The 23,382-nt window shown below is 71.5% G+C and carries 18 protein-coding genes; 3 read left to right on the forward strand and 15 right to left on the reverse strand.

Features of this window, described 5'->3' with window-relative positions; translation table 11 throughout:
* Position 1: 1 nt before the first annotated feature.
* The 8 genes from pgk to QFZ71_RS05585 all read right to left on the reverse strand — a co-directional run bounded on the left by pgk (position 2) and on the right by QFZ71_RS05585 (position 9,412).
* Complete coding sequence (gene pgk / locus QFZ71_RS05550; protein ID WP_307667137.1) at positions 2-1,213, reverse strand: phosphoglycerate kinase; 1,212 nt, start codon at positions 1,211-1,213, stop codon at positions 2-4.
* Between the two features lie 113 nt (positions 1,214-1,326).
* Positions 1,327-2,337 (reverse strand): type I glyceraldehyde-3-phosphate dehydrogenase, encoded by a 1,011-nt coding sequence (gene gap / locus QFZ71_RS05555; protein WP_307667138.1) that lies wholly within the window; start codon positions 2,335-2,337, stop codon positions 1,327-1,329.
* A 293-nt stretch (positions 2,338-2,630) separates the two neighbouring features.
* Positions 2,631-3,620, reverse strand: coding sequence for a DNA-binding protein WhiA (whiA, locus tag QFZ71_RS05560; protein ID WP_307667139.1), 990 nt, complete (start codon positions 3,618-3,620; stop codon positions 2,631-2,633).
* Positions 3,611-4,645, reverse strand: a complete 1,035-nt coding sequence (gene yvcK, locus QFZ71_RS05565) for a uridine diphosphate-N-acetylglucosamine-binding protein YvcK (RefSeq protein WP_307667140.1) — start codon at positions 4,643-4,645, stop codon at positions 3,611-3,613. The genes whiA and yvcK overlap by 10 nt, the downstream gene beginning before the upstream one ends.
* Positions 4,642-5,601 (reverse strand): RNase adapter RapZ, encoded by a 960-nt coding sequence (gene rapZ / locus QFZ71_RS05570; RefSeq protein ID WP_307667142.1) that lies wholly within the window; start codon positions 5,599-5,601, stop codon positions 4,642-4,644. Before rapZ ends, yvcK begins: the two co-directional genes overlap by 4 nt.
* Entirely contained in the window at positions 5,598-7,721 is a 2,124-nt protein-coding gene (gene uvrC, locus QFZ71_RS05575) for an excinuclease ABC subunit UvrC (protein ID WP_307667143.1), read from the reverse strand. Before uvrC ends, rapZ begins: the two co-directional genes overlap by 4 nt.
* A gap of 130 nt (positions 7,722-7,851) precedes the next feature.
* Positions 7,852-8,808: a hypothetical protein gene (locus QFZ71_RS05580; RefSeq protein ID WP_307667145.1), complete on the reverse strand. Its 957-nt coding sequence runs from the start codon at positions 8,806-8,808 to the stop codon at positions 7,852-7,854.
* 4 nt (positions 8,809-8,812) lie between these two features.
* The gene (locus tag QFZ71_RS05585; protein ID WP_307667146.1) at positions 8,813-9,412 is read right to left on the reverse strand and encodes a papain-like cysteine protease family protein; all 600 of its coding nucleotides are present in this window, start codon (positions 9,410-9,412) and stop codon (positions 8,813-8,815) included.
* A gap of 226 nt (positions 9,413-9,638) precedes the next feature.
* Here QFZ71_RS05585 and QFZ71_RS05590 point away from each other — a divergent pair, with 226 nt between their 5' ends.
* The gene (locus QFZ71_RS05590) at positions 9,639-10,565 is read left to right on the forward strand and encodes a hypothetical protein (RefSeq protein WP_307667147.1); all 927 of its coding nucleotides are present in this window, start codon (positions 9,639-9,641) and stop codon (positions 10,563-10,565) included.
* A gap of 119 nt (positions 10,566-10,684) precedes the next feature.
* Here the strand turns inward: QFZ71_RS05590 and QFZ71_RS05595 are convergent, their stop codons facing one another.
* Complete coding sequence (locus QFZ71_RS05595; RefSeq protein WP_307667148.1) at positions 10,685-11,113, reverse strand: Rieske (2Fe-2S) protein; 429 nt, start codon at positions 11,111-11,113, stop codon at positions 10,685-10,687.
* Positions 11,114-11,314: 201 nt separating this feature from the next.
* A complete protein-coding gene (uvrA, locus tag QFZ71_RS05600) occupies positions 11,315-14,341 on the reverse strand; it encodes an excinuclease ABC subunit UvrA (protein WP_307667149.1) in 3,027 nt (1,008 codons plus the stop codon).
* A 175-nt stretch (positions 14,342-14,516) separates the two neighbouring features.
* Between uvrA and QFZ71_RS05605 the strand changes: the two genes are divergently transcribed.
* Both QFZ71_RS05605 and QFZ71_RS05610 read left to right on the forward strand, forming a co-directional pair.
* Positions 14,517-15,206: a maleylpyruvate isomerase family mycothiol-dependent enzyme gene (locus QFZ71_RS05605; protein WP_307667150.1), complete on the forward strand. Its 690-nt coding sequence runs from the start codon at positions 14,517-14,519 to the stop codon at positions 15,204-15,206.
* A gap of 10 nt (positions 15,207-15,216) precedes the next feature.
* Complete coding sequence (locus QFZ71_RS05610) at positions 15,217-15,873, forward strand: MBL fold metallo-hydrolase (protein WP_307667151.1); 657 nt, start codon at positions 15,217-15,219, stop codon at positions 15,871-15,873.
* Between the two features lie 133 nt (positions 15,874-16,006).
* Here the strand turns inward: QFZ71_RS05610 and QFZ71_RS05615 are convergent, their stop codons facing one another.
* The 5 genes from QFZ71_RS05615 to QFZ71_RS05635 all read right to left on the reverse strand — a co-directional run bounded on the left by QFZ71_RS05615 (position 16,007) and on the right by QFZ71_RS05635 (position 23,321).
* The gene (locus QFZ71_RS05615; protein WP_307667152.1) at positions 16,007-17,023 is read right to left on the reverse strand and encodes a TerC family protein; all 1,017 of its coding nucleotides are present in this window, start codon (positions 17,021-17,023) and stop codon (positions 16,007-16,009) included.
* Positions 17,024-17,273: 250 nt separating this feature from the next.
* Positions 17,274-19,253 carry a TerD family protein gene (locus tag QFZ71_RS05620; RefSeq protein WP_307667153.1) on the reverse strand — a complete coding sequence of 660 codons (1,980 nt, stop codon included), beginning with the start codon at positions 19,251-19,253 and terminating at the stop codon, positions 17,274-17,276.
* Positions 19,254-19,434: 181 nt separating this feature from the next.
* Complete coding sequence (locus QFZ71_RS05625; RefSeq protein WP_307667154.1) at positions 19,435-20,013, reverse strand: TerD family protein; 579 nt, start codon at positions 20,011-20,013, stop codon at positions 19,435-19,437.
* Between the two features lie 221 nt (positions 20,014-20,234).
* Positions 20,235-22,364 (reverse strand): excinuclease ABC subunit UvrB, encoded by a 2,130-nt coding sequence (gene uvrB / locus QFZ71_RS05630; RefSeq protein ID WP_307667155.1) that lies wholly within the window; start codon positions 22,362-22,364, stop codon positions 20,235-20,237.
* A gap of 39 nt (positions 22,365-22,403) precedes the next feature.
* Positions 22,404-23,321, reverse strand: a complete 918-nt coding sequence (locus tag QFZ71_RS05635; RefSeq protein ID WP_307667157.1) for an MHYT domain-containing protein — start codon at positions 23,319-23,321, stop codon at positions 22,404-22,406.
* Positions 23,322-23,382: the final 61 nt, after the last annotated feature.

A 23,382-nucleotide genomic window follows, 5' to 3' on the forward strand; every position in this document is an offset into this window, starting at 1 on the left:
GTCAGTCCTCCAGTGCGGCGAGCCCGGGAAGCGTCTTGCCCTCGAGGTATTCGAGGCTCGCGCCACCACCGGTCGAAATATGTCCGAAAGCATTCTCGTCGAAGCCCAGGATGCGGACGGCCGCGGCGGAGTCGCCGCCGCCGACGACGCTGAAGGCCGGGGAGTCGACGAGCGCCTGGGCGACCGCGCGGGTGCCGTCGGCGAAGTCGGGGTGCTCGAAGACGCCCATCGGGCCGTTCCAGAAGACGGTGGCCGCGTCGGCGAGCTTCGATGCGTAGAGCTTGTTGGTCTCGGGGCCGTTGTCCAGCCCCATCTGGCCGGCCGGCATGGCGTCGGCGGCGACCGTGGTGGGGTGGGCCGGGGCCTTGGTCTTCAGGTCCGGGAAGGACGGGGCGACCACGACGTCGACGGGGAGGACGAACTCCACGCCCTTCTCCTCCGCGCGCCGCAGGTACTCCTGGACGGCCGGGATCTGGTCCTCCTGGAGCAGCGAGCTCCCGACCTCGTAGCCCTGGGCCTTGAGGAAGGTGTACGCCATGCCGCCGCCGATGAGGATGCGGTCGGCCCGCTCCAGCAGGTGGTCGATCACGCCGAGCTTGTCGGAGACCTTGGCGCCGCCGAGCACGACCGCGTAGGGCCGGGCGACGTCGGTGGTGAGCTTCTTGAGGACGCCGACCTCGGTGGCGATCAGGTAGCCCGCGTAGTGCGGGAGCCGGGCCGGGAGGTCGTAGACCGAGGCGTGCTTGCGGTGCACCGCGCCGAAGCCGTCGCCCACGTAGACGTCCGCCAGCTCGGCCAGCCGGTCGGCGAAGGCGCCGCGCTCGGCGTCGTCCTTCGACGTCTCGCCGGGGTTGAAGCGGAGGTTCTCGACGAGCGCGACCTGGCCGTCCGCGAGGCCGGCGACCACGGCGCGGGCGGACTCGCCGACCGTGTCGGTGGCGAAGGCGACGTCGGTGCCGAGGAGTTCGCCCAGACGCGCGGCGACGGGAGCCAGCGAGAAGGCCGGGTCCGGGGCTCCCTTGGGGCGGCCGAGGTGCGAGGCGACGACGACGCGCGCGCCGGCTTCGGCGAGCTCGGCGATCGTCGGGACCACGGCGCGGATACGGCCGTCGTCGGTGATCGTGGTGCCGTCCAGCGGCACATTGAGGTCGGCGCGGACGAATACCCGCTTGCCCGCGACCCCTTCGGCGAGAAGTTCGTCGATCGTCTTCATCTGTTCCGTTTACTCCTTGGAAGGACCGATGAGCATGCTAAGGGGCTCGACCGGCGCGTCGTTGCGCCGGTCGAGCCCCTCAGTTCACATCGTTGTGCCTGCCGACCCGAGGATCAGAGCTGCTCGCCGACGAAGACCGTGAGGTCGACGAGGCGGTTGGAGTAGCCCCACTCGTTGTCGTACCAGCCGAGGATCTTCACCGAGTTCCCCTCCTGGACCATGGTCAGGGAGGAGTCGAAGGTGCAGGACGACGGGTCGCCGACGATGTCCGAGGAGACGATCGGGTCCTCGGTGTACGTCAGGAAGCCCTTGAGGGCGCCGTCGTCGGCGGCCTTCTTGAACGCGGCGTTGACCTCGTCCTTGGTGACCTCGCGCGCCAGCGTCACGACGAGGTCGGTGGCGGAGCCCGTCGGGACCGGGACGCGCATCGCGATGCCGTCGAGCTTGCCCTTGAGCTGCGGGAGCACCAGGGCGGTGGCCTTGGCGGCGCCGGTGGTGGTCGGGATGATGTTCTCGGCGGCGGCGCGGGCGCGGCGCAGGTCCGAGTGCGGGAAGTCCAGGATCCGCTGGTCGTTGGTGTACGCGTGGACCGTCGTCATCAGGCCCTTGACGATGCCGAAGTTCTCGTCGAGGACCTTGGCCATCGGCGCCACGCAGTTGGTGGTGCAGGAGGCGTTGGAGATGACGTTGTGCTTGGCCGCGTCGTACTGGTCCTGGTTGACGCCCATCACGATGGTGATGTCCTCGTCCTTGGCCGGAGCCGAGATGAGGACCTTCTTGGCGCCGCCCGCGATGTGCTTCTCGGCGTCGGCCTTCTTGGTGAAGATGCCGGTCGACTCGATGACGATGTCGACGCCCAGCTCACCCCAGGGGATGTCGGCCGGGTTGCGCTCGGAGAGCACCTTGACGGTGTGACCATCGACGGTGATGGTGTCGGCGGTGTGGCTGACCTCTGCCTTGAGACGGCCCAGGATGGTGTCGTACTTCAGCAGGTGAGCCGTGGTCGCAGTGTCACCCAGGTCGTTGACAGCCACGATCTCGATGTCCGCACCCTGCTCGAGCAGCGCGCGGAAGTAGTTGCGACCGATGCGGCCGAAGCCGTTGATGCCTACGCGGATCGTCACGAACCGATCTCCTCGTTAGGTACGCCGGTTTTCGACGCCGGCGAGTTGTATAGGGATGTCCCCGACCGCTTCCGACCCTACCTCTCCGGGGGCCGGGAGGTGACATCGAGAGGGCCCCTCCGCGCCACCGGACACGACCCGAGGTCCATACTCGCCGGTAGGAGTACGGACCTCCGTTTCGCCGTCCGGGAACCGGGTCACGCCGGGTCCGGGGCCGCCGGTGACGCCCGCCGGGACCGAGGTCGCCCGGTCGGTCCGGTGGGGGGGCGACGACACCGGCCGGGGCCGCCCGTTCAGCCGACCAGTCCGTCGGCCATCTCCTCGCTCAGGGTCGACTCGGTCCCCGGGATGCCGAGGTCCTGGGCCCGCTTGTCGGCCATCGCCAGCAGTCGCCGGATCCGGCCAGCCACCGCGTCCTTGGTCAGCGGCGGGTCGGCGAGCGCGCCCAGCTCCTCCAGGGACGCCTGCTTGTGCTCCATGCGCAGCCGCCCCGCGGCGGCGAGGTGCTCGGGAACCTCCTCGCCGAGGATCTCCAGGGCGCGGCCCACCCGCGCACCGGCGGCGACCGCGGCGCGGGCCGAGCGGCGCAGGTTGGCGTCGTCGAAGTTGGCGAGGCGGTTGGCCGTGGCGCGGACCTCGCGCCGCATCCGCCGCTCCTCCCAGGCGAGCACCGCGTCGTGCGCGCCGAGGCGGGTCAGCAGGGCGCCGATCGCGTCGCCGTCGCGGACCACGACCCGGTCCACACCGCGCACCTCGCGCGCCTTGGCGGCGATGGAGAGCCGACGGGCCGCCCCGACCAGGGCGAGAGCCGCCTCCGGACCGGGGCAGGTGACCTCCAGCGAGGAGGAGCGGCCGGGCTCGGTGAGCGAACCGTGGGCGAGGAAGGCGCCGCGCCAGGCCGCCTCGGCGTCGCAGGTGGCCCCCGAGACCACCTGCGGGGGCAGGCCCCGGATCGGGCGCCCGCGGCCGTCGACCAGTCCGGTCTGGCGGGCCAGCTGGTCGCCGCCCGCCACCACGCGTACGACGAAGCGCGAGCCGCGCCGCAGTCCGCCGGGGGCCATCACGATCAGCTCCGAGCTGTGCCCGAAGATCTCCAGGATGTCGCGCTTGAGGCGGCGGGCGGCGTTGCCGGTGTCCAGCTCCGCCTCGATCACAATCCGGCCGCTCACCAGGTGCAGCCCGCCCGCGAACCGAAGAATCGCCGAGACCTCCGCCTTCCTGCAGCAGGTCCGGGTGACGGGAAGATGAGAGATTTCGTTCTTCACCGCTGGCGTCATCGCCATGGGCCGATCCTTCCATGCATCCGAAAAATACGGTCGTACGCGGCGGCCAACAGCTCCTGATCATGGACCGGAACGCCGTCGGGCGATTCCACCGGCGCCAGCTCGACCGCGGCCCCGAGCCGCTGGGCCGCGTCGGCCAGGGAGTCACGATCGGGCACGGCGGCCTCGTCGGCCAGCACCACGTCCAAGGCGAGTTTAGGGGCGTGTCGCCCCAAAACCTCCAAATGACGCTGCGGTGAGAAGCCTTCTGTTTCACCGGGCTGCGGGGCGAGGTTCAGCGAGAGGACCTTGCGGGCCTTGGTGGTCACCAGCGCGTCGAGCAGTTCGGGCACCAGGAGGTGGGGGATCACGGAGGAGAACCAGGAGCCGGGGCCGAGCACCACCCAGTCGGCGTCCAGGACCGCCTCCACGGCCTCCGGGACGGCCGGCGGGTCGGGCGGGACCACGTGCACGGACTGCACCTCGCCGGGGGTGAGCGCCACGGTGGCCTGGCCGCGCACGGTGACGATCGCGTCGGGCAGCTCCGGGTCGTGGCCCTTGACCAGCGCCTGGAGCTCCAGCGGGACCGCCGACATCGGCAGCACCCGGCCGTGCGCGCCGAGCAGCCTGCCGACCAGGTCGAGCGCCTGGACGTGATCCCCGAGCTGCTCCCAGAGGGCGACGATCAGCAGATTGCCGACCGCGTGCCCGTGGAGCTCGCCCTTGGACTCGAAGCGGTGCTGGACCACCCGTGACCAGGTGCGGCCCCAGTCGTCGTCGCCGCACAGCGCGGCGAGCGCCTTGCGCAGGTCACCGGGGGGCAGCACGCCCAGCTCCTCACGCAGCCGGCCGCTGGAGCCGCCGTCGTCCGCGACGGTGACCACGGCCGTGAGATCACCGGTGATCCGGCGCAGCGCCGTCAGGGAGGCCGAGAGACCCATGCCGCCGCCGAGTGCGACGACCTTGGGCTGGGCACCGCGTTTGCGGCCGGAGAGCGCCGAGCCGGCGCGGCTCAGGCGCCGCATCCGCAGGTTGCGTCCGGTCACTCTCGCCCCATGTCACGGTGGACGAGAACGGTCTCGATGCCTTCGGCGGCGAGCCGGGCGGACAGCTTCTCCGACATGGCGACGGAGCGGTGCTTGCCGCCGGTGCAGCCGACCGCGATGGTCACGTAGCGCTTGCCCTCGCGGCGGTAGCCCGCGGCGATCAGCTGGAGCAGCTCCGTGTACTGGTTGAGGAACTCCTTGGCCCCCGGCTGGTCGAAGACGTAGTCGGAGACCTCCTCGTTGACCCCGGTGAAGGGGCGCAGTTCGGGGACCCAGTGCGGATTGGGCAGGAAGCGGCAGTCGACGACGAGGTCGGCGTCGACGGGCAGGCCGTACTTGTAGCCGAAGGACATCACCGTGGCCCGCAGCTCCGGCTCCGACTCGCCCGCGAACTGGGCGTCCATCTTGGCCCGCAGCTCGTGGACGTTGAGGCTGGAGGTGTCGATGACCAGGTCGGCGTCGCCGCGCAGCTCGCGCAGGAGGTCGCGCTCGGCCGCGATGCCGTCGACGATGCGGCCGTCGCCCTGGAGGGGGTGCGGACGGCGGACGGACTCGAAGCGGCGGACCAGGGCGTCGTCGGAAGACTCCAGGAAGACGATCCGGCGGGTGACGTGCTTGGCCTCCAGGTCCGCGAGGGATTCGCGGAGGTTGTCGAAGAAGCGGCGGCCGCGCACGTCGACCACGACGGCGATCCGGGCCACGTTGCCCTGCGAGCGGGCGCCGAGCTCCACCATGGTGGGGATCAGGGCCGGCGGCAGGTTGTCGACGACGAACCAGCCGAGGTCCTCCAGACACTTGGCGGCGGTGCTGCGGCCGGCGCCCGACATCCCGGAGATGATCACCAGCTCGGGGATGGCCGCCTCACCCGTCTCGTTCGGGGCGTTCGTACTCACGTCTGCTGCTCCGTCTGCTCGTTCTGCGGCGTTCTGTGCGGTCGTACGGCTGTTCTCGGTCATGAGCTGCCCCCGTCGTCCTCTTCGATGATCTCTCCTGTGGCCGTGTTCACGGCAGGTGCCGCGGGAGTGGTCGAGGCGAGGGCGGCGGCCACCGATTCCGCCGTCCTTCGCCCTATCCCGGGGACCTCGCAGATCTCGTCGATTGTCGCCTGCCGGAGCTTCTTCACCGAGCCGAAATGCTTGATCAGGGCCTGCTTCCGGGTCTCGCCGAGGCCGGCCACGTCGTCGAGGGGGCTGGAGCGGAGGCGCTTGGCGCGTTTGGCGCGCTGGTAGGTGATGGCGAAACGGTGGGCCTCGTCCCGGACGCGCTGGAGGAGGTAGAGGCCCTCGCTGGAGCGGGGCAGGACGACGGGATCGTCGTCGTCGGGGAGCCAGACCTCTTCGAGCCGCTTGGCGAGGCCGCAGACGGCGATGTCGTCGATGCCCAGCTCGTCCAGGGCGCGCCGGGCGGCGGCGACCTGCGGCTGCCCGCCGTCGACGACGACGAGCTGGGGCGGGTAGGCGAACCGCTTGGGGCGGCCGTCGTCCTCGCGGGGCTCGGTCACGTCGTCCGGAGAGGCGGGGGCGAGGGCCGGGGCGGGGACGGGGCCGGTGGCGGCGGGGCCGTCAAGGCCTTCGGGGCCGGTATCCGTGGGGCCGCCCGCGGTGCCCGTGGCGGCGGGGCCGGCGGCGGACGGGCCGGTTCCGGGCGGGGGCTGTTCCTCCCACTCCCCCGTGCGCTCCTTCTCCTGGAGGTAGCGCTTGAAGCGGCGGCCGATCACCTCGTGCATCGAGCGGACGTCGTCCTGGCCCTCGAAGCCCTTGATCTGGAAGCGGCGGTACTCGCTCTTGCGGGCGAGCCCGTCCTCGAAGACCACCATGGAGGCCACCACGTCGTCGCCCTGGAGGTGGGAGATGTCGTAGCACTCGATGCGCAGCGGGGCGGCGTCGAGCCCCAGCGCCTCGGCGATCTCCTCCAGGGCGCGGGAGCGGGTGGTCAGGTCGGAGGCCCGCTTGGTCTTGTGCAGTCCGAGCGCCTGCTGGGCGTTGCGCTGGACGGTGGTCATCAGGTCCTTCTTGTCGCCGCGCTGCGGGATGCGCAGGCTGACCTGGGAGCCCCGGCGCTCGGCGAGCCACTGGGAGACCGCTTCGGGGTCCTCCGGCAGGGCGGGGACCAGGACCTCCTTGGGGACGGCGTCGCCGCGCTCCTCCCCGTACAGCTGCTGGAGGGCGTGTTCGACGAGACCGGAGGTGTCGACCGCCTCGACCTTGTCGGTGACCCAGCCGCGCTGGCCGCGCACCCGGCCGCCGCGCACGTGGAAGATCTGGAGGGCGGCCTCCAGCTCGTCCTCGGCCACGGCGATCAGGTCGGCGTCGGTGGCGTCGGCGAGGACGACGGCGCTCTTCTCCATGGCCCGTTTGAGGGCCTCGGCGTCGTCGCGGAGACGGGCGGCCCGCTCGTACTCCATCTCCTCGGCCGCCCGCATCATGTCCTTCTCCAGGCGGCGGATGTAGGTGCCGGTGCGGCCGGCCATGAAGTCGCAGAAGTCCTCGGCCAGCTCGCGGTGTTCCTCGGGGGTGACGCGGCCGACGCAGGGGGCCGAGCACTTGCCGATGTAGCCCAGCAGGCAGGGGCGGCCGGTGCGCTCGGCGTTCTTGAAGACCCCGGCCGAGCAGGTGCGGACGGGGAAGACCCGCAGCATCAGGTCGACGGTCTCGCGGATCGCCCAGGCGTGGCCGTACGGACCGAAGTAGCGCACGCCCTTCTTCTTGGCGCCGCGCATCACCTGGACGCGGGGGAACTCCTCGTCGAGCGTGACCGCGAGATACGGATAGCTCTTGTCGTCGCGGTACTTCACGTTGAACCGGGGGTCGAACTCCTTGATCCAGGTGTACTCCAGCTGGAGCGCCTCGACCTCGGTGGAGACGACCGTCCACTCGACGGAGGCCGCGGTGGTCACCATCGTGCGCGTGCGGGGATGGAGGTTGGCCACGTCCTGGAAGTAGTTGGCCACACGCTGGCGCAGGTTCTTGGCCTTCCCGACGTAGATCACCCGGCGGTGCTCGTCGCGGAATTTGTAGACCCCCGGGGAGTCGGGGATCTGTCCCGGCTTGGGGCGGTAGCTGGAGGGGTCTGCCATGTCTCACACCCTACTTGCGGGCAGTGACAGCACGTCGTCCTCGGGTGGTGCCGCGCTCCGGGGCGCCGGGGAGGGGTGTGCGCACCCCGGAGCGCGGTCCTGCGGGCCGGTGGGCCGGTGGGCCCGCCGCTCAGGCGCCCGCGGCCGGGGATCGCCCGGTACGGCCGCGTCGGCGGAGCGCGGCGGCCCCGGTCAGCGCCAGGGCGAGCAGCGCTCCGGCGCCCGCGGTGGCCGAGACGGCGGTCAGCGCCGTGTCGGGGCCCCGGGCCGCGTCGGCGAGCGCCGGGCCCGCGGCGGGGGCCGCGTCCGGGACCGGGCCCTGGACGGGAGCGGGGACCTGTCCGGTGGCGGGGGCCTGGCCGGTGGCCGCCTCGGGTCCGTAGCCGCCCGCCTTGCCGGAGCGGGCGTAGCCGGAGCCGGGCAGCTTGTCCCCGTACGCCTGCCGGACGCGGGCGCGGTAGGCGTCGAGCGTGGTGCCCTTCACGCCCACGGCGGTCCTGGCATCCTCGTCCAGCGGGAGCACCCGCGAGGCGTCGTGGACGTACCAGGCGTCGATCTGCGGTTCGCGGAAGACGGTGCCGCCGGGCAGGGCGCGGGCCCCTCGGGCGGCATAGCGGGCCTCGTCGTCGCCGGTGGCGATGTTCACCACCTGCCAGTCGGCACTGCCGTCCGCGCCGGGGACGGTCCACAGCGACGCCTTCCGGCCGTCCGAGGAGACGGCCGTGCTGGCGAGGTGGTCCAGGGTGCTCGGGGCGGCACCGGCCCTCCCGGCGACGAAGGCGGCGGAGAGCGTTCGGACGGGGACGGCCTTCCCCTCGATCCGGGGTGCGCTCGCCTTCGCGCTCACCGTGCCCTCGCGGGCGAAGAACCGGGAGACGGTGTCGAGGGTCGCGGGCTCGATGGCGGCCTCGTGGGCCGCTTCGAGGGTCGTGGCGGTCAGCTTCACCGGCGCGGGGCCGCCGTCGTCGGCGAGGGCGGGGGCGGTGGCGGTGAACAGGGCCGCCGCGGTCAGCCCGGCGGCGACGGCGATGCGGCGGGCGGCTCCGGTGTGCCGGGTGGTGTCGGTGTGCCGGGTGGTGGAGTTCATGTCCTCACGCCCCGATCCGGTAGAGCGAGTGGGTCCAGGAGAACTCGTTGTTGTTCACGTACCAGGCGTGCGAGGCCCAGTTGTAGCGGTTGCTGGAGGGCCACGGGTCGCCCCAGTAGACCCAGCTGTTGGCGTCGTCGTACCCGTGGACGACGTGCATGTGGCCGCCGCCGGAGGACCACTGGATACGGGTCTCGATCGGCCGCCGGGCGGAGATCTCGGTCTGTACGGTCGGGTAGCGCAGCCAGCCGGTGACGTAGCTGCCGGGCCTGACCCCGGCCCAGGACAGACCGGTCTGGACGTTGCCGAGGGTGGCCTGCGAATTGGGGCACTGCGTGTTCTGACCCCGGTTGAAGGCCGCGTTGCAGAACTGGTTCTGGCTGTAGGCACGGCCGAACCAGGCGGCGATGGTGTTGCCTCCGGCCGCCCAGCACCAGTTGCTCTGCTGCTGCGCCTGCATGGTGATGTCGAGCCGCTGGGCGGCGACGGCGGAGCCGGCCGGGGCCCGCGCGGCGGTGGCGGTGCCCGCGGGGACGGCGAGCAGGACGGCGGCCAGGAGGGCGGTGAACGAGGACCTTCCGGGCCTGACTCTTCGGGTGCGCATGGCGTTCCTCCCAATGCGGGGGTGGGGATCGGAGGAGCGCGTCCGGACGCTGACGATGAGCATCCGGCGTTGTCCGGAGCAGGTCAACACGCTTCAATGCGAGGTGACATCGCGGTGTGAACGGCACGGCGTCCGTGTGAACGGCCCGGCCCCGGTCACCTGCTCCCCCGCGTCCCCGGCGGTCGGTGTCGCCACTCCCCACGTGAACGTTCACCGGAGGCCCGCAGTGCGGCAGACCGAGACCGAACTGACGCAGGTGCTGCGGACCGGACCGTTCCATGTGGCGTTGCGTACGGCGTTGTCGGTGCGCGGGCTGCCGCTCCAGCGGGTGCAGCACCATCTGGCGCACCGGGGCGTCAAGCTCGGGGTGACCAGTCTCAGCTACTGGCAGCAGGGGGCGCGGCGCCCCCGGCGGGCCGAGTCGCTGCGGGCGGTCCGGGCGCTGGAGGAGGTGCTGTCGCTGCCGGACGGCTCACTGCTGCGGCTGTTGCGCGACGGAGACGCCCCGGCGGAGGGGGACCGTCCGCCGGGGCGTTCGTACCGGTCGCTCATGGAGGCGTCCGGGTCGGTGGAGCGGCTCCTCGCGGCGATGGAGTCACCGGTGGACGGCGGGCTGCACACGGTGGGCCACCAGGAACGGGTACGGATCGGGGCCCGCCGGGAGCTGGCGGGCCGCACCTCCCGGCACGTGGTGCGGGCGCACCGCGACGGCGTGGACCGCTACCTGGCGGTGCACCGGGGCGATCCGGGGTGCGACCCGTCGCGGATCGCGGTGCGCGCCCTGGAGAACTGCCGGACGGGCCGGGTCCGGTGGGACCGGGAGGCGGGGGTGCTGGTGGCGGAGCTGCTGTTCGACACGCGACTGCGGTCGGGGGAGACATACCTCTTCGGCTACGGCTTCGAGGACGGTACGGGCGGGGCCGGCGACGAGTACGTACGCGGCTTCACCTTCGGGGGCGGCCAGTACGTGCTCCAGGTCGGCTTCGACGAGGCCGCGCTTCCGGTGCGGTGCCGCCGGTTCGCCCAGGCGTCGGCCGGGTCGTCGCGCGGGGCCCGCGCGGACCTCACCCTGACCGGCCGCCACCGGACCGTCCACCTGGTGGAGGAGGACGTACGGCCGGGCCTGATCGGGATCGACTGGGACTGGGAGTGAGCGGCGGGGGCGGGGCGGGCGGCGATGAGGCCCCGCTCAGGCGCCGGGTGCGGCGCAAGCCAGTTCAGGCGCCGGGCCGGCCGGACCGCGCTCGGGCGTCGGAGCCGGCCGGAGCCCGCTCAGGCCTCGGGGCCCGCGACGAGCTTTCCGCCCTCGGCGGTGACCGGAACGGCGGGCAGCGGCACGGTGGCCGGTCCCTTCACCGGCTGCCCGGTGGTCATGTCGAAGCGGCTGCCGTGGCAGGGGCAGTGGCCCTCGGTGCCCTCGACCTTGTCCAGGACGCAGCCGCCGTGGGTGCACTGGGCGCTGAACGCCTTGTACTCGCCCTTCGCCGGGCAGACGACCACGAGCCGCTGCTCGCGGTAGAGCTTGGCGCCGCCCACGGGCACCTCCGACGCGGCCCCGAGGTCCACGGGAGCGGTCGGCGTGGGGTTCTTGGCGTGGCCGAGCTTGGAGTCGGTGGAACAGGCGGCCGCTCCCAGCCCGGCGGCACCGGCGAGCGCGGCGCCCTTCAGCACGGTACGGCGGGCGGCGGGCAGACCGGGCATGCGAGCTCCACGGGACGTTGTTCGGGGTGGATCACGAAGGATCGCGGGAGGGCCGGGCCGCCGGACGGCGTGGGTCGGCGGGGCGAACCCGCGGCCCGGTGACAGAACCGACCATACCGGCGGGGATCACCGGCCCCGCGACCGGGCCGCCCGTCCCGCCGGAGTGGTGGATCCGGCGGGACGGGCGGGACGGACGGGCGCTCAGGACGTGCGCGCGCGGGTGGCCTTCTTCGCGGCGGCCGTCTTGCCGGTGGCCGCCTTGCTCGTGGCGGCCTTGGATGTCGCGGCCTTCTTCGCCGCCGTCTTCTTCGCCGGCGCGGCCTTGCGGGCGGCCGCCTTGCGGGGCGCCGTACGGCCCGAGGGCACCGCGGCCTCCGCGATCCGGTCCGGGTCCAGGATGGACTGGAGGAACTTCCCGGTGTGGCTGGCGGGCACCGAGGCGACCTGCTCCGGCGTTCCCTCCGCGACCACCAGACCGCCGCCGCTGCCGCCCTCGGGGCCCATGTCGACGACCCAGTCGGCGGTCTTGACGACGTCGAGGTTGTGCTCGATGACGATCACCGTGTTGCCCTTGTCCACCAGACCGGACAGCACGGTGATCAGCTTGCTGATGTCCTCGAAGTGCAGACCGGTGGTCGGCTCGTCCAGGACGTAGACCGTGCGGCCGGTGGAGCGCTTCTGGAGTTCGCTCGCCAGCTTGACGCGCTGCGCCTCGCCGCCGGAGAGGGTCGGCGCGGACTGCCCCAGCCGGACGTAGCCGAGGCCGACGTCGTTGAGGGTGCGCAGATGACGGGCGATCGCCGGGACGGCCTCGAAGAACTCCAGGCCCTCCTCGATCGGCATGTCCAGCACCTCGGCGATGGACTTGCCCTTGTAGTGCACCTCCAGGGTCTCCCGGTTGTAGCGCGCACCGTGGCAGACCTCGCACGGGACGTACACGTCGGGCAGGAAGTTCATCTCGATCTTGATCGTGCCGTCACCGGAGCAGTTCTCGCAGCGCCCGCCCTTGACGTTGAAGGAGAAGCGGCCCGGCAGATAGCCGCGCACCTTCGCCTCCATCGTCTCCGCGAACAGTCTGCGGACGTGGTCGAAGACTCCGGTGTACGTCGCCGGGTTGGACCGGGGGGTCCGGCCGATCGGGGACTGGTCGACGTGCACCACCTTGTCGACCAGGTCGTCGCCGTCGACCCGCGTGTGGCGGCCCGGGACCGACTTGGCGCCGTTCAGCTCGCGGGCCAGGTGGGTGTAGAGGATGTCGTTGACCAGGGTCGACTTCCCGGAGCCGGAGACACCCGTGACGGCGGTGAGGACGCCGAGCGGGAAGGAGACGTCGATGTCCCGGAGGTTGTTCTCGCGGGCGCCGTGCACGGTGAGGCTGCGGGCCGGGTCGACCGGCCGGCGGACGTCCGGCATCGGGATCGACCGCTTCCCGGACAGATACTGGCCGGTGATCGACTGCTTGTTGGCCAGCAGTTCCTTGAGCGAGCCGGAGTGCACGACCTTGCCGCCGTGCTCACCCGCGCCGGGGCCGATGTCCACCACCCAGTCCGCGACCTTGATGGTGTCCTCGTCGTGCTCGACGACGATGAGCGTGTTGCCCATGTCGCGGAGGCGGACCAGGGTCTCGATGAGCCGGTGGTTGTCGCGCTGGTGCAGGCCGATGGACGGCTCGTCCAGGACGTACAGCACGCCGACCAGGCCGGAGCCGATCTGGGTGGCCAGCCGGATGCGCTGGGCCTCGCCACCGGACAGGGTGCCGGCCGCGCGGTTCAGCGAGAGGTAGTCCAGGCCGACGTCGACGAGGAACTTCAGCCGTTCGTTGACCTCCTTGAGCACCCGCTCGGCGATCTTCTTGTCGCGGGCGTTCAGCTTGAGGCGGCCGAGGAACTCGGCGCACTCGCTGATCGACATCGCGGACACCTCGGCGATGGACTTCTCCATCACCGTCACCGCGAGCACGATCGGCTTGAGGCGGGTGCCCTCGCAGGTGGGGCAGGGCACCTCGCGCATGTAGCCCTCGAAGCGCTCCCGGCTGGAGTCGCTCTCGGCCTCGGTGTGCCGCCGCTTGACGAACTGCACGGCGCCCTCGAAGGCGGGCGTGGTGTAGGCGCGCTCGCGCCCGTACCGGTTGCGGTAGCGGACCTCGGTCTGGATCTTGTGTCCGTACAGCAGGGCCTTCTTGGCGCGCTGCGGCAGCCCGGCCCAGGGGATGTCCGTACGGAAGCCGAGCGCTTCGGAGAGCGCGCCGATCAGGCGGCCGAAGTACTCCTTGGTGTGGCCGTGGGACCAGGGGTGGATGGCGCCCTCGTCGAGGGACTTCTCCTCGTCCGGGACGATGAGCTCCGGGTCGACCTCCATGCGGGTGCCGATGCCGGTGCAGTCGGGGCAGGCGCCGAAGGGCGAGTTGAAGGAGAAGGAGCGCGGCTCCAGCTCCTCGAAGGAGAGGTCGTCGTACGGGCAGTAGAGGTGCTCGGAGTACATCCGCTCGCGCTCGGGGTCGTCCTCGGGGAGGTCGACGAAGTCGAGCACGACCATGCCGCCGGAGAGGCCGAGCGCGGTCTCGACCGAGTCGGTCAGCCGGCGCTTGGCGCTGTCCTTGACAGTGAGGCGGTCGACGACCACCTCGATGGTGTGCTTCTCCTGCTTCTTGAGCACGGGCGGCTCGGCGAGCTGGATGGTCTCGCCGTCCACCCGCGCGCGGCTGTAGCCCTTGGTCTGGAGGTCGGCGAAGAGGTCGACGAACTCGCCCTTGCGCTCGCGCACCAGCGGCGAGAGGACCTGGAAGCGGCTGCCCTCGGGCAGGCCGAGAACCTTGTCCACGATGGCCTGCGGCGACTGGCGCGAGATGGGGCGGTGGCACTCGGGGCAGTGCGGCTTGCCGATCCGCGCGAAGAGGAGCCGGAGGTAGTCGTAGACCTCGGTGATCGTGCCGACCGTCGAGCGCGGGTTGCGCGAGGTCGACTTCTGGTCGATGGAGACGGCCGGGGAGAGGCCTTCGATGAAGTCCACGTCCGGCTTGTCCATCTGGCCCAGGAACTGCCGGGCGTACGAGGAGAGCGACTCGACGTAGCGGCGCTGCCCCTCGGCGAAGATCGTGTCGAACGCGAGGGAGGACTTGCCCGACCCGGACAGCCCGGTGAAGACGATGAGGGAGTCGCGGGGCAGGTCGAGCGAGACGTTCTTCAGGTTGTGCTCGCGCGCGCCACGGACGATGAGACGGTCGGCCACGCCGGTCCGCACCTTTCTAGAGAGAAGCGGGGGAACTGAGCCCCTCTCCCAGCGTAGGGGGGGCGCCACAGCAGTGTCAGAGGCTTTCGACCCCGAGCGTATAGCACGCACATTCGATTTACGGCTGCCCCAGGACTCCTTCACCCGAATGAGTGGCGGAGCTAGGCTCGGCCGCATGATTGATCATGCGCACGACCTGGAAGCTGTACGCAGGGCGACCGAACGGCTGCTCGACGCAGCCGGTGGACTGGACAACGCCTCGATCGGCGAGGCGTCACGGTTGCCCGGATGGAGTCGGGGCCATGTCCTGACCCACCTGTCACGTAACGCCGACGCGCTCGGAAATGTTCTCCGGGGACTTCCGATGTACGCGAGCAGCGAAACCCGCGACGCCGATATCGCCGCCGGTGCCGCCCGTCCTGCGGCCGAGCAGCTGAAGGACCTGCGGGAGAGCGCGGACGGCCTCCTCGCCGTCGCGGCCGAACCGGCCGACTGGACCCGCACCGTCGCCCTGCGCAACGGGGTCACGGACTCCGCGGCCCGGGTGCCCTTCCGGCGCTGGATCGAGGTGGAGCTGCACCACGTCGACCTCGGCATCGGCTACGAGCTGGAGGACCTGCCCGCCGAGTTCACGGAGCGGGAGATCGCCTTCCTGGCCGACCGGTTCCTGGGCAACCAGGAGGTGCCCGCCACCGCGCTGACCGACCAGGACGGCCGCACCTGGAGCACGGGCGGCGGCCCGCCCGACGCCCTGGTGACCGTGCAGGGGTCCGCCGTCGAGCTGCTGGGCTGGCTCAGCGGCCGCCGTGACGGCTCCGCCCTGACCTCGGCCGGGGGCCCCCTGCCCGTGCTGCCCCCGCTATAGGCTGAGCCGCATGACGTACAGCGGAGCGGTGAAGGTCGGCGGACCGGCGAGCGTGCACGAACTGACGGACCTGATGATCTCCAAGGTCGCCGTCGGCTCGATGGACAACAACGCGTATCTGCTGCGTTGCCGGGCCACCGGCGAGCAGCTGCTGATCGACGCGGCCGCCGAGCCGGAGACCCTGCTCACGCTGATCGGTGACGACGGCATCGCCTCCGTCGTCACCACCCATCGGCACGGGGACCACTGGCAGGCGCTGGCCGAGGTGGTCGGGGCGACCGGCGCGCGGACGTACGCGGGCCGCTACGACGCCGAGGGCATCCCCGTGCCGACCGACGTCCTGGTCGAGGACGGCGACACGATCACCGTCGGCCGGGTCGAGCTGACCGCCCGCCACCTGGTCGGGCACACGCCGGGCTCCATCGCCCTGGTCTACGACGACCCCTACGGCGCCCCGCACCTGTTCACCGGGGACTGCCTCTTCCCCGGCGGGATCGGGAACACGCGCCAGGACCCCGAGGCGTTCGCGGCCCTGCTGAACGACGTGGAGACGAAGCTGTTCGACCGGCTCCCCGACGAGACGTGGGTCTATCCGGGTCACGGCGGCGACACCACGCTCGGTGACGAGCGCCCGCAGCTGCCCGAGTGGCGCGCCCGCGGCTGGTAGCGGCTCCCCCGCGCCGTCCGCCCGGACGGCCCCGGACCCGTACGCACACGAAAGCGGCCGGGGTGGAACGGCCTTCGCCGTCTCCGCCCCGGCCGCTGCCGGTCCGTCCCTGTGCCGCCGGGGCGGCCACGGGTCAGTTGAGGGTCTTGCTCTCCTCGCCGGCCGGGCCGGCGGACTCCGCCTTCCGCGCCTCCTCCGCCTCGGCCGCGGCCGTCTTCCTGCTGGCGATGAGGCTGGTGATCGTGGTGATCACCAGGACACCGCAGATGACGGTGAGCGAGAACGGGATGGAGATCTCGGGCACGTGCACCCCCGACTCGTGCAGGGCGTGCAGCACCAGCTTGACGCCGATGAAGCCGAGGATGACCGACAGGCCGTAGCTGAGGTGGACCAGCTTCTTCAGCAGACCGCCGATGAGGAAGTACAGCTGGCGCAGGCCCATCAGCGCGAACGCGTTGGCCGTGAAGACGATGTACGGGTCCTGGGTCAGGCCGAAGATCGCCGGGATCGAGTCCAGCGCGAACAGCACGTCGGTCATACCGATGGCGAGCATGACCACCATCAGCGGGGTCAGGACGCGCTTGCCGTTCTCGCGGATGAAGAGCTTGGTGCCGTGGTACCTGTCGGCGACGCCGAAGCGGTGCTCGATCGACTTCAGGAGGCGGTTCTCCTCGAACTCCTCGTCCTCCTCGTCGGCCCGCGCCTCCTGGATGAGCTTCCAGGCGGTGTAGATCAGGAACGCGCCGAAGATGTAGAACACCCACGAGAAGTTCGCGATCACGGCGGCGCCGGCCGCGATGAAGATCGCGCGGAGCACCAGGGCGATCAGCACACCGATCAGCAGAACCCGCTGCTGGAGGTGGGAGGGCACCGAGAACTTCGCCATGATCAGGACGAAGACGAAGAGGTTGTCGACGCTCAGCGACTTCTCGGTGATGAATCCCGCGAAGAACTCGCCGGACGCCTTGCTCTCGCCGAACACCATGAGGCCGAGTCCGAAGAGGACGGCCAGCACGATCCAGACGACCGTCCAGATTCCGGCTTCCTTGGTCGACACGTCATGGGGCTTGCGCCCGATGAAGAAGTCGACGGCGATGAGGGCCGACAGACCAAAGATGGTCAGGGCCCATACGGTCCATGAAACGTCCACTGCGCCTCCGGCAGTTCGCTACGGCTACTGATCAGCGTCGTCGCTGCCGGAGGTCTCTTCCATCCCGCACACGAGGTGTGCCGGGACCGGCGCCCCGGGACCGATAACGGTCCGTATTGACGGGACGTCGCGTAAGGAGTACTCCCCTCCGTTCGTCGAAGAGTACAGGCACCACCAAGGGCTGGTAAAGAAAACGGTAAAGAAATCGTCAAACACGCAGGTGGGGATCGTGTGAGTTTGGTGTGCCCGGTCAGCGTCCGGCGGCTCGGCGGGCTGCCGCGACCGCCGCGAGGGCCTGTTCGAGGACGCTGCTGCCCGGTGGGACCGCCGGGGGCTCGTAGGTCCAGGCGTGCCCGACCCAGGGGTCGGCGAGATGACTGTCGGAGACCGGGGTGACCCTCAGCAGCGACCGCCACAGCGGGTCGAGCACCGGCCCGTACGCGCTCGCCTCCTCGCGGTCGGCGACCATCATGAGGTGCACCCCGACCGAGGGGCCCTCGTCCGCGAGGTAGCGGAGCTGGGTGACGGCCCGGTCGTCGAAACCGTGCGGGAAGTCGTTGACCACCAGCAGCTGCTCGCCGGTGTCCAGGTCGGGCGGGAGCGAGTCGGCCGCGCGGGCCCGCACCGCCATCTGCACCAGGTCCACCCGCCGGGTGAGATGGGTGAGCACCGCGGCCACGCCCCGGGCCCCGGAGGCGGGCGGTCCGGCGAGGACGCCCGCCTCGACCAGCGGCGCCAGCGGACCGGCGGCCGAACCCGCCGGGTCGATGACGTGCACCGAGAACTCCCCCGGCGGGTACACCGCCAGCAGCCGCGCCGCGTGGGCGACGGCACTCTCCATGGCCAGCCGGCGCAGATGGCCGGTGTCCGTCGAGGCGGCGGCCTCGGACGCCGTCCGGCCGCTGTCCACCCAGATCCCGCGCTCCAGCGGCAGCCGGACCAGCAACGGGATGCGCAGGTCGGGGCGCTCGGGAAGGTGGAGATCGCCGATGCGCAGGGCCATCGGTATCTCCATGGGAACGCGGTGGGCGTGCCAGACGGGGTTCCCCCACCCGGCGTACGCGGCCGGGAGCGCGGGCTCGACGACGGCCGCCTCGGCTGCCAGCTGGGCCAGGTCCCGGTCGAGGGCCTCGCGGGCCCGCGAGGCCAGCTCGTCGCGTTTGGCGCGGGCCTGGTCGCGGGCGCGGTCGCCCGCGCCGCCGATCCGGTTGCGTGGGTCGGACAGGGCCCGGTCGAGCTCCTGGTCCATCCGGGACTCGGCGAAGTCCACGGCGCTGCGGTAGGCGGCGACGGCGCGGGCGAGATCCTCGAACATGCCCCAGATCTGGTTGTAGAGGCGCTCGTCCATCGACCAGCCGGTCGCGTCGCCCGCGACCGGCTCGGCGGCCTGTCCGGGCTGGGCGGCGGGCGCGGCGGGCGGGGGCGACGGGGGCGCCGCGTGCTGCCGTCGCGGGTGCGCGTAGTCGATGGGGCCGCCGGTCGCGGGGCCCGCGCCGTCCGGCTCCGGAGCGGGGTGCGACCGGGCGGGGTGCGGCGGGGCCGTGGTGGCGGGGTCGGCCAGCGGCTCGGGGGGCTCCGGGGCCGTGGGCGGCGTGGGCGGGAGCTGGTCGGCCGGGCCCGCCGTGTGCCGTACGCGGTCGCCCCCCGGAGTGCGCGGCGGCGGGGTCACCGAGCGCGCCAGGCCGCGGGTCACGGCCTCCTGGATGGCGGCGGCCAGTCCGGCCGCGTCGTTCACACCCTGGTCGGCGAGCATGTCCGCGAGCCCCCCGGCGTACCCCTGCCCGACGGCGCGGACTTTCCAGGCGTCCTGCCGGCGGTAGAGCTCCAGGGCGCTGACCGCGGACTCGGCATCCAGGCCGGTGAGCGTGAAGGTGGCGATCTCGTCGCCGTCGAGCCCGGTGACGGCGACGAACGGGGCGGGGACGGCGCCGAACCGCGTCGGACCGCCGGCCACCGCGGGCAGCGCGAGCAGGACGGTGACGCGGTGGACGCCGGCGGGCAGGGCCTCCAGGTCGACGGCGAGCCGGTGGTCGGCCGCCGCCTGCTGGGAGACCTCGAGACCGGGGAGCTGGGGTGAGCCGGGGTGGACGATCCGCTCGGCGCCGCCCACCGTGCCCCGCTCGTCGCCGAGGGTGGCCCCGGCCACGACGGGCGTGCCGGCCGACACCCGGATCTCCAGACGGGTCTGGGGCAGGGTGTGGTTCTGCCCCCGGACCAGTTCGGCCGTCATTGCGCTGTCCCCCTCGACGATGGCCCGCGCGCCGACGGGCGCGGTGCCGTGCTCATGCGGTGCTGTGTTGATGCTGGTGCTGTGTTGGTGCCGTGCCGCGTTGCCACGGTGCGGTACGGGGGCGATGCCCGTGGGCCGTGCCCTGGCGGCCGCCCCCGCACGTCTGTCTCGGTGCCGGGATCTACAGGTGCGGCAGGATCGACGGCATCAGGTCCTGGAAGGTGCGGCCGTTGGCCGGGTTCCCGAGGGCCGTCATCTGCCAGCCGGCGCCCGCGCGGTGCACCTTCGCCATGATCTGGGCGGTGTACTGGCCGCCGCCGTCCAGCGTGTACCGGGCGAGCTCCTGGCCGTTGGTCTCGTCGACGATGCGGCAGAAGGCGTTCTGTACCTCCTGGAACGTCTGCCCGGTGAAGGAGTTCACCGTGAAGACGATCTGGTCGATGTGGACCGGCACCCGCTGGAGGTCGACGAGGATCGCCTCGTCGTCGCCGCCGGAGCCCGCGCCGCCGACCAGGTTGTCGCCGGTGTGCTTGACCGAGCCGTCGTCGCTGACGAGGTGCCGGAAGAAGACGACGTCGACCGGCTGCTTGTCGGCGAAGAGCACCGCCGAGGCGTCCAGGTCGATCTCACGGGTGCGCGAACCGAACAGGCCTCGGCGCGGAGCCGCCTGCCAGCCGAGCCCCATCCGCACCGCGGTCAGGGTCCCCCCGTCGCTCTTCTGCAGGTTGATGGCCTGACCCTTGGTCATGTTGACCGTCACGCGCTGTCCCCTCTCGGCGTTGCCCCGCAACCATCCGTGTGCGGTTTCCCGCACCCTACGCATCCCACCCCCGGCGGCAGGAGGTTCGGTCCGTTTTTGTGTCGGTCTTGCAACACACCCGGCGCGGCGGGCCGGATGCGGTGGGAGCGGGCCGTGCACCGGCGCCGGAAGCGGCCCCTCACCGCCCGGCACCGGTGCACGGCCCGCGGGGGCAGCCCGGATCAGGCGAGCCCCGCTTCCTTCATCTGACGCAGTTCCTTCTTCAGTTCACCGACCTCGTCGCGGAGCCGGGCGGCCACCTCGAACTGGAGGTCGGCGGCGGCGGCCCGCATCCGGTCGGTCATCTCCTCGATGATCCCGGCCAGCTCGGTGGCGGGCCGGTCGCCGCGCACCTCGCCGGTCCTGGCCGCCTTGCCCTTCGCCCCGCCCTTGGCGGCCCTGCCGCCGAGCGCGGGAACCGGGGCCTTGGCCTCCTTGCCCTGCCGGTACCCGGTGCCGAGGAGCTGCTCGGTGTCGATCTCCTCGCGGGCGATGGTCGAGACGATGTCGTTGATCTTCTTGCGCAGCGGCTGGGGGTCGATGCCCCGCTCGGTGTTGTAGGCGATCTGCTTCTCGCGCCGGCGGTTCGTCTCGTCGATCGCCTGCGCCATGGCCGGAGTCACCTTGTCCGCGTACATGTGGACCTGGCCGGAGACATTGCGGGCCGCGCGGCCGATGGTCTGGATGAGCGAGGTGCCGGAGCGCAGGAAGCCCTGTTTGTCGGCGTCGAGGATGGCCACGAGCGACACCTCGGGAAGGTCCAGGCCCTCCCGCAGGAGGTTGATGCCGACGAGCACGTCGTACTCGCCGGAGCGCAGCTCGCGCAGCAGCTCGATGCGGCGCAGCGTGTCGACGTCGCTGTGCAGGTACCGGACCTGGATGCCGAGCTCCAGGAAGTAGTCGGTGAGGTCCTCCGCCATCTTCTTGGTGAGCGTGGTGACCAGGACCCGCTCGTCCCGCTCGGTGCGCTTGCGGATCTCGTGGACCAGGTCGTCGATCTGGCCCTCGGTGGGCTTGACCACGACCTCGGGATCGACGAGGCCGGTGGGGCGGATGATCTGCTCGACGAACCCGTCGCCGCGCGAGAGCTCGTACTTCCCCGGCGTGGCGGAGAGATAGACCGTCTGATCGATCCGCTTCAGGAACTCCTCCCACTTCAGCGGCCGGTTGTCCATGGCGGAGGGCAGCCGGAAGCCGTGGTCGACGAGGGTCCGCTTGCGGGAGGCGTCGCCCTCGTACATCGCGCCGATCTGCGGGACCGTGACGTGGGACTCGTCCAGGACGAGCAGGAAGTCGTCCGGGAAGTAGTCGAGGAGGGTGTTGGGCGCCGTGCCGGGGGCGCGGTCGTCGAAGTGCATCGAGTAGTTCTCCACGCCGGAGCAGGTGCCGATCTGGCGCAGCATCTCGATGTCGTACGTGGTCCGCATGCGCAGCCGCTGGGCTTCCAGCATCTTGCCCTGCTTCTCCAGCTCCGCCAGGCGCTGTTCCAGCTCCCGCTCGATGCCGCCGACGGCCTTCTCCATGCGCTCGGGTCCGGCGACGTAGTGGCTGGCGGGGAAGACGTGGACCATGGGGTCCTCGCTGATGATCTCTCCGGTCAGCGGGTGGAGCGTGGACAGGGCCTCGATCTCGTCGCCGAACATCTCGATGCGGACGGCGAGCTCCTCGTAGACCGGGAAGATCTCGATGGTGTCGCCCCGGACCCGGAAGGTGCCGCGGGTGAACGCCAGGTCGTTGCGGGTGTACTGCATCTCGACGAAACGGCGCAGCAGCTGGTCCCGGTCGATCTCCTCGCCGACGTCGAGCCGGACCATGCGGTCCACGTACTCCTGCGGCGTACCGAGGCCGTAGATGCAGGAGACGGAGGCGACCACGACGACGTCGCGCCGGGTGAGCAGGGAATTCGTCGCGGAGTGCCGCAGCCGCTCGACCTCCTCGTTGATGGAGGAGTCCTTCTCGATGTAGGTGTCCGACTGCGGGACGTACGCCTCGGGCTGGTAGTAGTCGTAGTACGAGACGAAATACTCCACCGCGTTGTTCGGGAGGAGCTCGCGGAACTCGTTGGCCAGCTGGGCGGCGAGGGTCTTGTTCGGCGCCATCACCAGGGTGGGGCGCTGCAGCTTCTCGATCATCCAGGCGGTGGTCGCCGACTTGCCGGTGCCGGTCGCGCCGAGCAGGACGACGTCCTTCTCGCCGGCGCGGATGCGTCGCTCCAGGTCGGCGATGGCCGCCGGCTGGTCGCCGCTGGGCTGATAGGGACTGACGACCTCGAAAGGCCGCACCGAACGTTCGATCTTGGAAACGGGCCGCATGCATCCACCGTACGGCGCGCCACTGACAACGGCCTCGGATCAGCGGCGGCGGGCGCTGCCGGCGTCCTCCCGGACGAGACGCCGCGCGTTCTCCCGGACGGTGCGCAGCGCCTCGTCCCGGACCGTGCTCCGCCCCGGCCGTCGCTGGTGGGGGGCCGGGGCGGGGCCCGAGGGCCATCCGGCGCGCGGGTCCCGGCCGGCCGGTTCGCCCGTCACCGCGCCGGGGTCGAACAGGAGCACCACGGCGGCCAGGAGCAGGAAGCAGCCGGGGCCGACCAGCATGGGGCCGATGATCTCGGCGGGCCGGTCGCCGGGCAGGACGTCGGCCAGGTCGGACGGCAGGGTCGGCGGCAGGTGGAGGTGCACGTCGAGTGCGGCCATGCCGGTGTAGTGCATCCCGGTCACCGCGACGGCCATCAGGATGCTCGCGCCGAGGCCGGAGAGGGCTCCCCGGAGGGTGACGGCCGCCCACAGCGCGCCCGTGGCGGCGCATCCGGCGATCAGCACCGAGAGGGCGACGAGCGGGGTGTCGTACGCGAACCGCGCGTCCATGCGCATGCCCGCCATGCCGAGGTAGTGCATCGACGCGATGCCCAGGCCGGTGATGGTGCCGCCGGTGATCAGCGCCATGCGGGTCGCGCCCCGGTACCCGACAATGAAGATGCCGATGCCGATCATCACCACGGCCACGGCCAGGCCGGCGAAGGTGAGGGGCTTGTCGTAGGAGATCGGGGTCTCCCGGACGGTGAAACCGGTCATGGCGACGAAGTGCATCGTCCAGACCCCGGAGCCGATGGACAGCGAGCCCAGCGCCAGCCAGCCGGCCCGGCGGCCACGTGTCGTACGAAGGGACCGGGTGGTGCAGCGGAGCCCGAGGGCGGCTCCCAGGGCGGCCATGAGGAACGCCGCGACCGGGGTCACCAGTCCGTAGGTGAATCCGTCGACCGTTCCCTGCATGTGCGTACGCCCTTCGAGACAGCCCGGGGTCGAGGAAGGTCCCCAAGGGGCGAGTCCCGGC

This window comes from Streptomyces sp. V2I9 (assembly GCF_030817475.1).
Classification (GTDB): Bacteria; Actinomycetota; Actinomycetes; order Streptomycetales; family Streptomycetaceae; genus Streptomyces.

Excerpts from the sequence above, each read along its gene's own strand:
- whiA (WP_307667139.1), bottom strand. The coding sequence starts at position 3,620 with ATGGCGATGACGCCAGCGGTGAAGAACGAAATCTCTCATCTTCCCGTC.
- QFZ71_RS05635 (WP_307667157.1), bottom strand. The coding sequence starts at position 23,321 with ATGCAGGGAACGGTCGACGGATTCACCTACGGACTGGTGACCCCGGTC.
- QFZ71_RS05595 (WP_307667148.1), bottom strand. The coding sequence starts at position 11,113 with ATGCCCGGTCTGCCCGCCGCCCGCCGTACCGTGCTGAAGGGCGCCGCG.
- QFZ71_RS05605 (WP_307667150.1), top strand. The coding sequence starts at position 14,517 with ATGATTGATCATGCGCACGACCTGGAAGCTGTACGCAGGGCGACCGAA.
- QFZ71_RS05585 (WP_307667146.1), bottom strand. The coding sequence starts at position 9,412 with ATGCGCACCCGAAGAGTCAGGCCCGGAAGGTCCTCGTTCACCGCCCTC.
- QFZ71_RS05580 (WP_307667145.1), bottom strand. The coding sequence starts at position 8,808 with ATGAACTCCACCACCCGGCACACCGACACCACCCGGCACACCGGAGCC.
- uvrC (WP_307667143.1), bottom strand. The coding sequence starts at position 7,721 with ATGGCAGACCCCTCCAGCTACCGCCCCAAGCCGGGACAGATCCCCGAC.
- uvrB (WP_307667155.1), bottom strand. The coding sequence starts at position 22,364 with ATGCGGCCCGTTTCCAAGATCGAACGTTCGGTGCGGCCTTTCGAGGTC.
- QFZ71_RS05610 (WP_307667151.1), top strand. The coding sequence starts at position 15,217 with ATGACGTACAGCGGAGCGGTGAAGGTCGGCGGACCGGCGAGCGTGCAC.
- QFZ71_RS05620 (WP_307667153.1), bottom strand. The coding sequence starts at position 19,253 with ATGACGGCCGAACTGGTCCGGGGGCAGAACCACACCCTGCCCCAGACC.
- rapZ (WP_307667142.1), bottom strand. The coding sequence starts at position 5,601 with ATGACCGAGAACAGCCGTACGACCGCACAGAACGCCGCAGAACGAGCA.
- pgk (WP_307667137.1), bottom strand. The coding sequence starts at position 1,213 with ATGAAGACGATCGACGAACTTCTCGCCGAAGGGGTCGCGGGCAAGCGG.